Annotated in this window: 8 protein-coding genes and 1 pseudogene; 5 read left to right on the top strand and 4 right to left on the bottom strand. The window is 58.7% G+C overall.

Annotation, left to right across the window (positions count from 1 at the left end):
* Positions 1–97: 97 nt before the first annotated feature.
* Positions 98–1456: a carbohydrate porin gene (locus ACWKWX_RS10325; protein WP_483827715.1), complete on the top strand. Its 1359-nt coding sequence runs from the start codon at positions 98–100 to the stop codon at positions 1454–1456.
* 1107 nt (positions 1457–2563) lie between these two features.
* On the opposite strand, the gene ACWKWX_RS10320 is transcribed toward ACWKWX_RS10325, so the two are convergent.
* Positions 2564–2902: a hypothetical protein gene (locus ACWKWX_RS10320; protein WP_483827714.1), complete on the bottom strand. Its 339-nt coding sequence runs from the start codon at positions 2900–2902 to the stop codon at positions 2564–2566.
* Positions 2903–2962: 60 nt separating this feature from the next.
* Positions 2963–3265, bottom strand: coding sequence for a hypothetical protein (locus tag ACWKWX_RS10315; protein ID WP_483827713.1), 303 nt, complete (start codon positions 3263–3265; stop codon positions 2963–2965).
* 1389 nt (positions 3266–4654) lie between these two features.
* Here ACWKWX_RS10315 and ACWKWX_RS10310 point away from each other — a divergent pair.
* Positions 4655–4915, top strand: a complete 261-nt coding sequence (locus ACWKWX_RS10310) for a hypothetical protein (RefSeq protein ID WP_483827712.1) — start codon at positions 4655–4657, stop codon at positions 4913–4915.
* Positions 4916–5997: 1082 nt separating this feature from the next.
* Entirely contained in the window at positions 5998–7575 is a 1578-nt protein-coding gene (locus ACWKWX_RS10305) for a sensor domain-containing diguanylate cyclase (RefSeq protein ID WP_483827711.1), read from the top strand.
* 170 nt (positions 7576–7745) lie between these two features.
* Here ACWKWX_RS10305 and ACWKWX_RS10300 read toward each other — a convergent pair.
* Together ACWKWX_RS10300 and ACWKWX_RS10295 are read right to left on the bottom strand one after the other, a co-directional pair.
* Positions 7746–8194, bottom strand: a pseudogene (locus ACWKWX_RS10300) (tyrosine-type recombinase/integrase); the annotation flags it as partial.
* Between the two features lie 142 nt (positions 8195–8336).
* A complete protein-coding gene (locus ACWKWX_RS10295; RefSeq protein WP_483827710.1) occupies positions 8337–8606 on the bottom strand; it encodes a hypothetical protein in 270 nt (89 codons plus the stop codon).
* A 421-nt stretch (positions 8607–9027) separates the two neighbouring features.
* Between ACWKWX_RS10295 and ACWKWX_RS10290 the strand changes: the two genes are divergently transcribed.
* Together ACWKWX_RS10290 and ACWKWX_RS10285 are read left to right on the top strand one after the other, a co-directional pair.
* On the top strand, positions 9028–10719 hold the full coding sequence (locus ACWKWX_RS10290; protein ID WP_483827709.1) for a putative bifunctional diguanylate cyclase/phosphodiesterase: 1692 nt from the start codon (positions 9028–9030) through the stop codon (positions 10717–10719).
* A gap of 25 nt (positions 10720–10744) precedes the next feature.
* Positions 10745–15226, top strand: a complete 4482-nt coding sequence (locus ACWKWX_RS10285; RefSeq protein ID WP_483827708.1) for a PAS domain-containing hybrid sensor histidine kinase/response regulator — start codon at positions 10745–10747, stop codon at positions 15224–15226.
* Positions 15227–15305 lie beyond the last annotated feature (79 nt).

The raw sequence follows: 15305 nt of genomic DNA, 5'->3' as shown, positions 1-15305 counted from the left end.
TTTCTGCCCACCCTGAACGCCATGGCCTACTGCGGTGGCAAGTGCATGGCTTGCCCGTTCTGCGCTCATCAATAACAACAAGTTCAGGAGTTCCGACGTGCCTTCAATCTCTCCTTTCACCGCCTTGCGCACACCGTTTGCCGCCGTGCTGGGCACCGCGCTCAGCCTGGGCAGCGCGCTGGCGGCCACCCCCGACGAAGCCGCCACCGCCGTGAGTGAAATCGACCAGGTGGTCCCCAGCCACAGATGTGAATACTTCGACCAGTTCAACTCCCGCGCTACCGCAGTGATTCGCCCGCAGTCCACCTGCGAGTCGATTTTGGGGGACATGGGTGGCTTTCGCTCGGCGCTGGCCAACCACGGCTTTGGCCTGCAGTTGAGCTGGAACCCCACGGCGCTTTACGACCTCAAGGGGCAGAACCGCCGCCCCCAGGAGTACGGTGGGCAGAACTTCACCTGGAGCCAGAGCCTGGCCTTCAACCTTACCTATGACCTGGCGCGCATTGGCTTCAGCAAGGATGCGCAGTTGACCTTCACCCCGCAGTGGCAGACCTCCAACTACGAGGACGGCTACCCACGCCTGCACAACGTGGCGGTGCTGGCGGTGAACCAGCCGCTGTTCGACGGCCGGCTGGAGTTGCAGTACGGCTACTACCCGTTGATTCGCCAGTTCTATGGGATGGTCCTTGGCGGCAACTCGGCCTCCGCGGCCCTGGGGCCGACCAGCGTGGTGCCGGTGCAGGTGGGCGTCAGCCTCAATTCGCCCACGCCCGCGCTCGACATCACGGTGCGTGACAGCAGCAAGCGCTGGTACAACCACGTGTCCTTCAGCCGCAGCATGACCAACGAAGGCTTCTTGGAAGACGTGTACAAGAACCCGTACGGGCTGAAATTGCACGTGGACGGTGCCAACCCGATTGTGGTGGACGAATTCGGCTACAAGACCGAGTCCGGCCCGCAGACTCGCTCACAGTGGTTCCGCTTGGGGGTGATCTACAACACCTCTAACTACAGCTATTTCAAGCAGGATCGCAAGACCGATGACAACTACGCGGTGTACTTGGCCAACACCGTGCAATTGACCCAACCCTATGCCGGCACCCCCCAGGGCCTGTACCTGGACACCAAGGCCAACTGGGCACCCAAGGACCGTAACGCCTACAACGGCGACTTCCAGGTCACGCTGTTCGACATCGGGCTGTTTCCCGGCCGGCCCAGGGACATGACCTCGGTGGGCTTCACCAAGTCCTTCATCAGCAGCGACCTGCGCGAGGTGCTGCACGCCCAAGGCATGGACCCCGCTGACACCGTGACCGCCCTGCAGGTGTCCCATGCGTTTCGCGTGACCAAGGGCATCTACTGGATCAACGGCCTGACCTACCAGGACAATCCGACCCTGGTACCCAAGCGCGGCGATGCATTTCTACTGCAGACCACCATGTACTGGAATTTCTGATCAAGCTTCGCGGAGTCTCTATGTTTCGTTAGTCGCTTGATATCAGCGGGTGAGAAATACAACCGCGCGGCCATCTTCTTCCTGACCTGCGAGCACCTGCAGGCCCACGGATGCTGTCGTAGTGTTCGGCGAGCCAGTACTTGAAATAGCCGAGGGCGTCGCAGGCGAGGCTTGGCTCTCCGGAGGTGTTCAGCGCCTCGCCTGCGGGGCAGTCGCCGTGGATGGAGGATTGGTTGATAACGCCCAGGTCCGCGTGCACGAAGCAACCGCTGAGACGGCTGGTGGACATCTGCGTGTAGTGCTACTCCCGGCCGGGGAGGCCGACGTCTGCGGCTTTGGTCAGCTGAGGTGCTCTGCTTCTGGTGAGCATGTGCCTGCCTCGATTGATCTAGTTATTATTGTTAACTATCACCATACATTGAGGCGCTTTTGTGCGCAACGTGGATAGAAAGGTGCCTGCACAAACCCCTAGACAGGCAGAGGCTAAAAGCCACTCCGTGAGTCATGCGTATCTTCTCTCGTGCACTTCTTTCATGGTTCAGCGAGGGCCAATGTCTAGGAGGAGCGTTCTCCCCCACCTGATTGTGCCTGGGAACTACTCGCGTCTCCGCGGCTGTAAAGCGTTACAACAAACTCTCAGGTGCGCCAAAAAACATTTGGACTAGGCTCCAGCAAGAAGTTTTTAGCTGGGAAAATTTAAGCTATACCCACTTGTACCCCCAGTCGCAGCTTGTGGATCCGAAATCGGGAATGGCGATTTCTGACTGCAGGCTCGGGCGGCTCTGAGTAGTTTTCAGTGTACGCCACATTGGGATTGGAGGCAGAGGAGGTGGAGTTGCAAGCGGCACGCATGACATCGTTTTTCTAAAACCGAACCCATCGATTGCGAGACCAGTCGCAGGCCACTGGGTAAGCCGAGCGCAACGCCCGAGTCATGCTTGGAACACATCAGGCCCCCTTCGCGAGTAAGCGCCTATGAGTACACCGGCGTCGCCTGCCCGCCAAACATTACCGACCGCCACGCGTTGGATGGCGGTCACCGTCCGTCGAATGATGGAGTCGCAAGCTCGCGGTCACTTGAAGATAAAGTGGAGTCATGGAAGGGCTTCACTCCCTCCGCCTTGCAAGGTATTGCCAAGAGTGTTGAGCGGGTTGGTAGGTTTGTTGTAGGGTGTTTTCTTCCATGACGTCAACAAACGTTTTTGCCCTCGTTAAACCCCAGTTTGTTCCTTGGGTGATATTGTGCCCAAGGAGTGCCTCATTGTACTCCTCGTAAAGCCTGGTGCCGCAGAAGTCGTAAACTCCCCAGAAAACTTGGGTCACACCCGCTCGCGAGAGGCGAACTACAACGTCGATGCATTTGGCGCTGCCATATTCTTCTATGTGTGATATGTTAGGCAGTCGGCAGTCTGCCCATTGGTAATAAGCTGAACCACGCATGCGCATCAGTCGATCCTTTAGCTGGGAAGAGGATGTAAACCCGGGGCGGACTAAATAGCTTTACTATCAGGGTCTTGGATCTCCAAGAAGGGGTTTCCTGTGGCTCATGGCCACGGCGAGGCCCCGAGCCCGATCTACTCCATTGAGCAGGGCTTCGCTTAAGCTCTCGGCGCCGGAGCATTTTTCATACTCTTCTATAATCGCTTCACCCGTCTTATGGTACAGGCCGAGGAATACTTGAATGGCGCCCATTGGACTAAGCCGTACTTCGACATCGAACTCCATGCCGTTTGAAAGCTCTTCCGCATGACAGCGGCTATGTTGTTGAGAATCAATCCACTCCCAGTACTTCTCGCCGCGCTGTCTCACTTGGTGACTCCTTGGTATTGATTTCTGTAGCGTAGCTGAAGATTTTGAAAAATATTTTCTAACTTTGAATAAAGGTCTGGATTTCGATGCGTGGTCATTGAACCTATACGGTGGGTGTACAAGTATGCGAGTTGTACAACTATCTGATTGGGGATTTAATCAGGATCCAATTTGCCGCTTGCTAGTTCGTTTGCTTGGGGAGAGCTATTCGTTCGCGCCGCCCCCGTCCGCGCTAACCGCGTAAACTGTACTCGAATCGGGATAGCGTCGGTTTGATGCCAGCGAAGGAGCTTAGCTCCCTGGCTGGCTGAAAATCAGCAAAGGTTTTCACGATTGACTTGGTCTTAGCGCTCGACTTGATGTTGCGGAATCGCTGGCGAGAGTTTCACTTACAAGCGGTGATTTCATTTTGAGGGAACGGTGACTCGTCAGGCTGCAGCACAGTGATGCACACGAAGTGCACTGGGTCATCCTTCTCGAACCAGCGAGGTAGATGGTTGTCACCGACCAAAGCCGTTTCTTCCTAGAGTTCACGCACAGCGGCTTTGCGGGCGTCTCGCCCGGTTCGATTCCCCCCCCCGCAGTGCCTACTTCGACTTATGCTTCTGAAGGTAAAGTACTCCATCGTCTTTTCGGCATATCACCGTGGCTCTGGTCTTCATGTCGACCTCCGTTGTCATCAGTTTGGTATAGGCATCGCTGTGCCCTGTATAGCACCACATCCCGGTTCGGCAATTCAGACAGATCGGACCGCACGCCCACCTCGACACGACCGGCGGGCGCCGTTCCCCCCTCATGCCCCCCACGGCGATACCGGCGGACACCGCGGCCCCGCGCGCCAGGATTTCGGCCCCCACGACGCCCAGATTGGCGCTGATGTGAAAAGCGCGCTAGCTTTACCGTAACCTAATGAGCGTTGTGGTCTCGGGCCGTAGCAGCCTGGTCCAAGGGCACAGATTCCAGTACCGACTGGATCCTTCCTGCATTCAGCGGTATCCCGGTCGTTGGCTTCATCTAAGTTATTGCTTGTCGCGGCTGTTCCAGTGGATAAAACACAAAAATTTGCCCAAACGAGTTGGAGCTGTGCACACAGCAACCAGCAAACAAGTTGGCATGGTGGTCTCGGTGTCCTCATCCGACGGCGGAAGAAGCTGGCATGTCACGTGTGTCGAGATCGACGGAACACGGCTTTCTCCTTATGAGGGCGGGACCTACGCCAGCGCCGACCAAGCCAAGGTAGCGGGGATTGCATAGGGGGGGAGATGCATCGCACAGTACTAGGCGTAGATGGCACAAACCGCTTTAGCCTCGAGGGTTGCAACATGGCTTTTGGTTACAGGGGGGGCGTTGCGCTGCGTGCTGTTGTCGACCAAATTCAAGGAGCGAAAGATGGAAAATTTGAACGTGGCGCCAAGTCGTTCTAAATCGATAACAATCGGCTACAATGGCCACAACATCATGGTCAGATTTCGCTGGAAAGAAGGCGCTACCGCGCCCTTTGGCGCGGTCCTTTGTAAAGAGGTCAGCCAAGGCATATGCACTGCCGTCGATATTCGGGCAAGCAGCTACGTAGACGCAGTGGAACAGGCAACTACCCTTGCGAAAGCCTGGGTCGACTCTGATATGCCAGAAAAACTCGGTGGTCGATAGGGTTGATGCAATACGGCTCATTTCCGAATCCTGCTCAGCGAGCAGGAATACATCCAAGAGTGGGGCTGAAGTGATGTGCGTTCGACATAGGACCGCGAGCCAGAGGGCATTACTTTAGGGCTGAGCGGGGAGTAGTGTCCTGTCGAGGTCTATGTTGGACGCGACTGAACCATACCTTTATGTATTGGTGGGGTATGAACACGGGTATCAATCGCCGCAGTTAAGCACTGAGGGGGAGACGGTACACCCACCACTCTTGGCCAGCGCACTGCCGATTGCGGCCCAATTCGCCGATCGACGACCGGCCAACGGCGGGCCATTGTTGCAATCAAGGAAATGCTGCACCAGGTGCCTACAAAGTGTCTGTGGCAACTGGCGTTCTGCTTCAGCCCGCCAAGGAACCACTGCCAGAGGGAGCAGGCTTAAAGCCCCCCGCGCTCTGAAGCGCCTGCCTGAGCATCTCAACGAGCATTCAAGCCTGAAATGCGGGGTCTAACGACCCCTCATCAGGAATCTACGAGATCTGGTTGGGATCTGGTTGGTATAGGTAGATCACGGGCCGAGATTTGGCGGATGAGGCGAAGAAAATTCTTACAGATGGCCTTCGCTTGGATACCGCACAAACAGTTGTCTTAGCGTTAGGCGACCATGACGGCGATGCAATCGATCTTGCTTCCATCCGTAGTGCACCCGTTGCAGGCTGCTGATGCTAACCTACATTTGATACCTAAAGAGGGGGTGACGAGCTTGGATTGGAGGGGCAGAGGCTGTGCGTGTAAGTTATGCAGTCAGGATCGCCGCTGGGATTGAACAATCTGCGCCTTGTGCGTCTCCAATTTACTATCAAAGAGATCGCTCACGCCGCCGCCCCGCGGCTAGGCGTAGCAGCTGGAAGCGTTTCGCTGATATCCAACCCGGAGAAGACAGAGGTGGGCCTTGCCGTCACCGATGAGCCCGCCGGCGAGGAACGAGAAGAAAGATGCGCACGAGGCGGACGCCCACTGTCGACCCGACCCAGGTTGTGCTTGGATGCAGGTGTGCCCTCCTGGAAACGCGATAAGACCTTAACGTCTTGGATGACCATGCCCGCACGCAAACATGAGCCTTTCGCCTTGCGCACGGTTTCCACCGACAAGTCGACGCTGCGCGGGCCCGGTAATTCGACGCTCTTCCGGCTGACGTTGGGGTTCATGGTGGTGGTGATCATGACCTTTGCGGGGGTGGAAGGCTGGCGAGCCTGGAGGGATTACGGAAAAGCCTACGCCATGGCGCAGGATGCGGTTCGCAACCTAGCGCAGGCCACCGCGCAGCATGCAGAGGACGCGGTGCGCGAGGTGGACGTGGTGATGGCAGGGCTGCGCGAGCGTGTTGAAGGCGACGGTTTGAAAAGCATCGATATCGCGCGCATCCGATCGGTCCTCGAGCAGCAGACCCGCCTCATGCCGCAGTTGCAGGGCCTGTTTATCTACGCACCCAATGGCGACTGGGTCGTCACCAGCCAGTATGCCACGCCTGAAATGGCCAACAACGCGGACCGTGATTACTTCATTTACCACCGCACCCATGCCAGCAGGGAGATTCGCGTCGGCAACGTGGTGAAGAGCCCTTCGTCACGGGAACTGGTCATCCCGATTTCGCGGCGGCTGGATAATCCGGATGGATCATTCGGCGGCGTGCTGTTAAGCACGATGAAAGTAAGCTATTTCCTGGCGTACTGCGGTAATTTCCAGATCGATGACAGGGGCGCGCTGGTGTTGGCGTTGCGCAGCGGGGAAGTGTTGGTCCGGCGTCCGTGCGTGGGGCCAGGTGCAGGGCAAAGCCTTGCGGACAGCGAGATCTTCACACGCTACCTGCCGGTTTCCAACGAAGGGGTCGCCGAGGTCAAGGCGGTCATCGATCACACCGAGCGCCTCTATGCCTACCGCGCATTGAGCTCCTATCCTTTGGTGGTGGAAGCCGGTTTGTCGCGCGAATCATTCGTTGGGCCGTGGCGCCATGAACTGCTTAAAACTGGGATGGTTTTACTACTGTTGGTGGTAGGGTTGGGCGGCTTCGGCGCGTTGGTGCTCAGTCAACTGCGCGCGCGCATGCGGCTGGAGAATGAGATCATTATCGCTCACCAGGCAGTGCGCGACATGGCGTTGACCGATAGCCTGACGGGGCTGGGCAACCGTGGCAAGCTTGATCTAGTGCTGGGGCGAGAGATCGAACGCGCGCGACGGCAGGATTCGCCCCTGGCGCTGATCATGCTGGATGTCGACTATTTCAAGCGTTTCAACGACCGTTACGGGCATCCCGCCGGCGACGACTGCCTGCAGCAAGTCGCCGGCGCCATCCAGGGGGCGCTAAGGCGTCCGGCAGACATTGCTGCGCGGTACGGAGGCGAAGAATTCACCGTGTTATTGCCGGACACTCCGCTGGAAGGAGCGGAGAAGATTGTCGAAGATATCTTGCAAGCCGTGCGTGCGTTGAGTATCGAACACGCCGATCATCCCGAACAGCGAGTCACGGCGAGCGCGGGCGTGGCGTCGAGCATGCCTGCCCGGGAACTTACCACCGCGGCAGGCATGATCAAGGCGGCGGATGCTTGCCTCTACGTCGCCAAGCATCAAGGTAGAAACCGCTGGTACGCTGGGCCCGGTCGAGCCGTGTCAAGTTGAACAGCGGCCGCCACCGCCCCCTTGTTTGAACAGGAATGGTCCTGGCCATCCAGTGGTCCTCGCTTGAGGCCCCGTGCGCGCCAGCGGCTAAAATGGGATGGTATGGGGCCCAGTGCGCCAGCTACGCGGCATCGACGAGGTACGAAGTGGCGGGTTAATCCAGGGCGGCTGCGCAGCAGGTCCAAGTAGTCAGCCACTGCGCTGCCGCTTCCCGACGTTGCACAGCAGTTGCCCCGGGCGTAGGCTGCACCGAGCTCCCTTGGCATGAAGGATAATGACAGCTCCAGCACGATCGGATCAATACCCAGGTGCTCATGAGCAATCCTTCGATAGGTGACACGGAAGCCATGGGCGTGAAGTCGTACTCCTGCCAGATTTTCTGAAACGAATTGAGCATCGAGGTCGGGTTGACCGGCCGGCCGGTATAGACCGGTAACTCGAAGACCCAACCGTTGCCGTCATCATCAATCACAGGCGTCTTGCGCAGTTCGTGCAGCACCAACGCCTGGTTGGGCAATGACACGATGTGCTCGCTGCGGTCGAGGTGCTTGGTCGTGCTGACCACGCAACGCCAGTCGGCACCAATCAAGTCGACGTCATTCCAGCGCATCTTCATCAACTAGCCGGAACGTACGCATTACCAACTGGCGGATCGCCGCCGCAAAGGCGCCGCAGCTGCGTTCCTCAATCGCAGGCCGTTTTTCACACAGCCCGGCCCCAAAGCAGTGACTGGGCAACAGTTTGAGCTGATGGTCCCCCTGTCAGAAGCTTTGCCGTCCACACAGCTCTGACAATGGAATCATCACCTGCTCTTGATCGGCTGGGCGTCTTTCCAGGCTTGAATGCCAGAGCTCCAAGCTCGGCATTAGCGGGCGCTGGATATCGAGTTCGAAGTAGTGGTCAAGATTGGTTCCCATAAGGGCAAGCCCAACCACAGCATAGATGCATGGCTCACTGCTCTCATTCATGTAAATGTTGTCTGTCGGCGGATCTACTTCCAGGCAGTTGCCCCCGTCCATGAGGTAGGACATTGCTCTCTCCAAGAATTAGCTTGCCGTGGCTCGCCTATATCAGTTAGCTCGGCATTGCCACTTGGTTGCCAGCAGGCAACGCCACCTTGACAAGATCAAATCGGCTGATCCGCAGCACGCAGCAGTTTCCAATGACTGGGTTCGGCCCGAGCCTTGCGTGTGGACATGCTCGGTCAAAAGGCGCCGAAATCCACAGATTAGACTACCGGCTGTGATCATCTAATGGCAACTTCGCTGGCGAGGCCGTGATGACTTGCACCAATTTTTGGAGGATGAGCTAGAGCGATGTCATATTGACATGCTCTTGGCCCAGGGCAACCTAGATCACCTCAGCTGCCTGATAGTGGAGTGAATAAAGATCTGCATCTATGTTTTGCTGTTCTAACCTGACTGGGGCACACGGATGTTCTTGGAGGATGGCATGAAGCTGGATCAACCCGTTATTCTGATTGTGGACGATCAGGTCAGCGATCTGCGCGTGCTCGGTCAGGCGTTGGAGGGCTTGGGCGACGTCCATGTAGCGACTGATGGCATTACGGCCCTTGACCTGGCTCGGCAATACCGCCCTGATGTCGTGCTACTCGACGTTGAGATGCCGAGGATGGACGGCTTTTCGGTGTGTGAGCAGCTCAAGACGGATCCCCGGCTGGCGCACGCTGCGGTCATTTTTGTGACGGCCCACCAGCAGATCGAGCACGAACTGCGGGGCTTGAAGCTGGGAGGGGCGGATTTTCTGCATAAACCCATCAACGTCCCCGTGGCGCGCGCGCGTATTGAGGCCAGCCTCAAGCACGGCAGGGCCGTGCGTCAGCTAGCGTATTACGACCCGCTGACGCAATTGCCCAATCGGACCCTGCTGCTCAACCGTGTGCAGCAGGCTTTGGACCATGCCCGCCAGCAAGCGGGCATAGTCGGCTTCCTCTCGGTGGATCTGGAAAATTTCAAGACGCTCAATGACTCTGAGGGGCATGTGGTGGGCGATGCGCTCCTTCTGCAGACCGCTAATCGCCTGAGGCGTTGTTGCCACCCCAGTGATACGGTCAGTCGCGCAGGCGGCCAGCGCTTTGTACTGCTGGCCGTATCATGCCAACGGGCGGACGAACTGGGCCATTGCGCGCAGGCTATCTTGGCGTCCGTCGCCGAGCCAATCATGATTGCCGGCGCACGCTACGATCTGGTGGCCAATGTGGGTATCAGCGTCTACCCCCAGGACAGTCACGATGTGGAGTCCCTGCATGAACACGCCGATGCCGCGCTCTACCAGGCTCGCGTGGCCGGAAGGGGGCAATACCGCTTCTTCAATGCCGCCATCAATGACAGTGTCCGCGCTCGCCACCAATTGGAACGGGACCTGCGCGATGCGCTGGAGGGCCAGCAGCTGAGTGTGTACTACCAGGCCAAGGTCGATGCGGTCCGGCACTGTGTGGTCGGGCTCGAGGCTCTGGTGCGTTGGCCGCTGGCCGATGGCTCAATGATCACCCCGGATCGATTCATTCCCTTGGCAGAAGCCTGTGGCTTGATCGTGCCCTTGGGCGCTTATGTCTTCAACAGTGCGTGCGACGCATTGAGGCAATGGCATGAGCGCGGGCACCGCATCTGTGTCAGTGTAAATATCTCCCCCGCGCAGTTTCACCATCCCGGTTTCGAAGCCATGATCCATGCCGGGATCGCTCGCAGCGGCGTTTCGCCTCGCTACGTGGAGTTGGAAATCACCGAGGGTGTGCTGGCCAGTGCCGTCGACGAAACCTGTCTTGTTCTGGAGCGCATTCGGGCGCTGGGGTTGAAAGTTTCGGTCGATGATTTCGGCACCGGGTACTCGAGTCTGGCTTATCTGAAGCGGTTCCCACTGGACATACTGAAGATCGACCAGAGCTTTGTTCGCCAGATGCTGGACCACCCACGCGATCTAGCGATCGTCGAAACGATCATCCAACTGGCTCATGCCCTGAATTTGCAGTTGGTTGCTGAAGGCGTCGAGTCCCGAGACCATGTCCAGGCCTTGTTGGCGCGAGGTTGCGAAGTGATGCAAGGCTTCTACTATTGTCGGCCGCAGTCGCAGGCACAGATCACCGATTACCTAGATAAGCCGCCTGCTGCCGTCACCGATTGCTGACCAGTGCCCGTGTGGGCGAGGGGACATGGTTGTGAAATTCAAGCAGCAATTACAGGAGGCGGGGATCCAGGTCAGCCTGATCCTGGTCATCGGCTTGACCTTGACCGCTTTCGCCTGCGCCTTGGTCAGTACCCGCAACGAGCATCAAGTCAATAATGCGCTGCAGGACGCTTCGCAGGCGGCCCAGCGTTATGTGCTGGAGCGAATGAGCTACTACCAGTACGGCCTGCGCGGTGTACGCGGCGCGGTCATGGTGGCCGGTGAGCAAGAGTTCGACCACATACTATTTATGCGTTATCTGCAGGGGCGCGATTCGGAGGCCGAGTTCGTCGGAGCCCACGGTTTTGGGGTCATCCGTCGCGTGCCAGAGGCCCAGTTAGGGGCATTCCAGGCCAAGACCAAAGCCGAGCTGGCGATGGATTTCAACCTGCGGCAATTCGAGCCCCATGCGGGGGAGCGTTATGTCATCCAGTACGTCGAACCCTTGGTACTCAATGCCAGCGGGCTGGGTATAGACATCGCCTCTGAACCGCGCCGGCGAGCGGCAGCCCAGACTGCGATGCGTACGGGGCAGCCCGCAATGACGGCGCCGGTGACGTTGCGGCTCAACCATGGCGTGTCCTCCCCTGCGATGCTCTTGTTCATGCCTATCTACCGTGAGGCTGCAACGCCCAACGATAGCGTCAGGCGCGAGCAATCCCTAGTGGGCTGGTCGTTCACTTCATTGATCATGGATGAGGTGCTCGGGGGGGTGGTGGTTCCCTCGGGCAGTCAGCTGCGGATCCGTGACGTCACCGACGTGGGCCAGTCGGTTGACTTTTTCACTGCAGGCAAAGTCCCGGACGAACGTCAACGTCATCAGCGTATTGAAGATGCATATGTCTACGGGCGCCAGTGGCAATTCGACCTGGTCACCGGCCCCGGCTTCGAGGCCGCTCTGCAATTGCCGGCGCCTTTCATGGTATTCCTGGGCGGCTCGCTGTTTACGCTGGCCCTGTGTGGCTGGGGTTACTTGCTGAGCATGAGCTCAATCCGCAGAAGACGCCTGATGCAAATGCAACTGCGTCTGGGGGCCATCGTCGAAAGTTCGACCGACGGTATCATCAGTAAAGACCTCAACGGTGTCGTCACCAGTTGGAACAAAGGGGCCGAGGGTATTTTCGGCTATAGCGCCGAAGAAGCGGTCGGCAAACGCCTGGATACTTTAATCATTGAACCGTCACGGATCGTGGAAGAGCAGCGCATCCTGCGCAAGATTCGAAAGGGCGAATACATTTCCAACTTCGACACCGTGCGGCGTCGCAAGGACGGTACGAGCGTGGACGTGTCGGTCAATGTCTCGCCGATCCTGGGGCCTGGCGGCGAGGTCACGGGCGCGTCGAAGACCGTGCGTGACATCACCAGGCAGAAGCAGGCCGAGGCCCGTATCCTTGAGCTTAACGCCGGCCTGGAGGTAGCTATTGCCGAGCGAACCAGGCAATTGCGCAGCACCAACCTGATGCTGACCAGTGTTCTCCGGGCGGCTACCGAGGTAGCGATCATCGTCACCGGCAGCGACGGCCTGATCCGAGTTTTCAACGCCGGAGCCGAGCGAATGCTGGGCTACACCGCAGGCCAGGTGGTGGGTTTGTGCACACCCAAAATGTTCCACGTGCCCGAGGAACTGGAACAGCAGGCTGCGCACGATAAGTTAGCGGGCGCGCGTGCAACTGATGACGACTTCGATACCCTGGTGCGTCAATGCCGCACCGATGGCGCCAGCACCCGCCAGTGGACCTTCGTGCGCCAGGACGGTGGCCGTTTTCCGGTCACCCTGATGCTGACGGAAATTCGGGATGAGGACGGTGACCTCACGGGGTATCTGGTGATCGCGGTCGACATCACCAGCGCCCAGGCTGCGCAGCAGGAGCTCACGGCGGCTCGCGATCACCTGTTGATGGCCGCCGAGGTGGCGCAGTTGGGCATCTGGTCGTGGGACATCGTGCGCAACGAGCTGCAGTGGAACGACCGCATGTTCGAGTTCTACGATCAGCCCATACGCTTGCGTGATACCGGCCTAACCTACGAGCATTGGCTGGAAAAAGTGCACCCCGATGATCGTCGTGAAGCCAGCCGTCGACTGATGGCGATCATTCGCGGTGAAAGCGTGCAGGATCAGACCTTCAGGGTACTGGCAGCGGATGGCCGGGAGCGCATCATCCAGTCAGGCGCGCATTTGGCGCGCGACCGTGAGGGCAAGCCGGTCCGGGTGACCGGCATCAACCTGGACATCACGGCCCAGCGTCAATTACAGGCGCGGCTGCTGGATGCTAAAGAAAAGGCAGATGCGGCCAGTGCGGCCAAATCCTCGTTCCTGGCCAACATGAGCCATGAGATTCGTACGCCCTTGAATGCCGTGTTGGGCATGTTGCAGTTGCTGGATCGGGCAGGGCTGGACGGGCGCCAAGCCGGGTATGTGGCCAACGCCCGTACGGCGGCGCGCTCGTTGCTCAGCCTGCTCAACGACATACTCGACTATTCCAAGATCGAAGCCGGCAAGCTGCAGTTGGAGGTGCACGGTTTCGATCTGGACCAATTGCTGCGGGAGCTGGCGATTGTCCTGGCGGGCAACCAGGCCAACAAGGAGGTGCAGATCCTGTTTGAAATCGATCCCCAGATGTCGTTGCACTTGAAGGGCGACAGCCTGCGGCTGCAGCAGGTGCTGATCAATCTGGCCGGCAACGCGTTAAAATTCACCGAGCGCGGCCAGGTGGTGGTGCGTATTGCCCCCTTGGCTGTTCATGCAGACGCCTTGCGGCTGAGGTTCGAAGTGCAGGACACCGGCATCGGCATCAGCCCGCAGCACCTGGAGCATATCTTCGAAGGCTTTATTCAGGCCCAGGCGTCAACCACACGCCGTTACGGCGGCACTGGCCTCGGATTGGCTATCTGCAGGCGGCTGGTCTCCTTGATGGGCGGCGAATTGCAGGTGCATAGCGAGCTGGGGCAGGGCAGTTGCTTTTGGTTCGAGATTGATCTGGAACTCGACAACGCATTTTCAACGGGCAACCACGCGCGCACCTCAAACCGCGTCTTGCGTGTACTGGTGGTGGATGACAACGACGTGGCCCGGCAAATTCTGACCCGCATGATTCACGGCCTGGGCTGGCAGGTGGATGCTGTCAGCAGCGGTCGAGAGGCGCTGGCGCAGGTGCGTGACCAGCAGGTCCGTGGCGCCGGTTACGATGCGGTGCTGATGGACTGGAGCATGCCCGAGATGGATGGCGTGACGGCGGCCCGCGGGTTGCTGGAAGCCTGCGAATCGTGTGCGGCGCCAGCCGTGATCATGGTGACCGCCTATCCTCAAGAGGCACTGGGGCAGTTGGAAGCGGGTGAGCGAGCACCGTTCCTAGCGCTGCTGAGCAAGCCGGTGACCCCGCTTCAGCTCGCGCAGGTGGTGCGTAAAGCCGTGGCGCCTGCCTGGGACGCGACATCCACGCTGCCCGAATCCATGGCCCGTATTCAGGCGCTGGACGGTGTGCGTGTACTGGTGGTGGAGGACAATGCCCTCAACCGTGAAGTGGCGAGCGAGTTGCTGGGGCAGGAGGGGGCCCGGGTCTACCTGGCCAACGGAGGTCTTGAAGGCGTGGCACGCCTAACCGTGGAGGGCTTGCAGGTGGATGCCGTGCTGATGGACATTCAAATGCCCGATATCGATGGCTTTGAGGCCACCCGGCGCCTGCGCGCCGACCCGCGTTTTGCGTCATTGCCCATCATCGCCATGACCGCCAATGCTTCAGCCGATGATCGCAAGGCTTCACTGGCTGTCGGCATGAATGCGCACCTGGCCAAGCCGATTGATCTGGCGACGGTGATCGCTACGTTGCGTCCGTTGGCCCATGGGCCAATATATAACCCGGCCGTGATTGCGCCAACGTCAAGCGGTACGCTGGAACCCTTACCCGTGCTACTGGCCCGTTTTGGCGGTAATCGACGCTTACTGGCATCACTGGCTGCGCGATTCGGGCCGCAAACCCAGGCACTGCTGATGGACCTGCGCTACGCAGTGGAAGGAGGTGACCATGGGGGGGCCGAGAGGGCACTCCATAGCCTCAAGGGTTCGGCTGGCAATTTAGGGGCCTGCTCGCTGAGCCAAAGGGCCGGTGAATTGGAGCAGCGCGTCCGCCAAGGGCCAGCCAGCGAACTGCCGGAACTTTTGCCTGCGGACTGCCTGAGCGAGTTATCGCAATTGATGAGCGTCAGCGTCGAACAATTGGCAGTGCTGACCGAGCCTGATCGGTCGGAACCTGCGCGCGACCATTTGACCGAGGCGGCGTTCAAGCAACACTTGGAAGCCATCCTGCCGCTGCTGCAAAGCAATAACCTGCGCGGCGTAACGATGATCGAGGCCCTGCGCGATTATCAGTTGCCTTGCGCCGTCCCAATATGGACGCAATTGAACGACCACTTGCTGTCACTGGACTTCAAAGCCGCTGCTGGGATTGTGCAAGACCTACTACAGGCGTGAAGCTCTCAGCCTGCGCGTCAAAAAAAAGTAATAATTAAGTAGTCTTCGCGTGAAATTAATAGGGGAAAAGTGCCGTAGT

The sequence above is a fragment of the Pseudomonas imperatae genome (assembly GCF_057128625.1).
The sequence above is the reverse complement of the archived record's forward strand: the minus strand, read 5'-3'. Positions and strand labels throughout refer to the sequence as shown.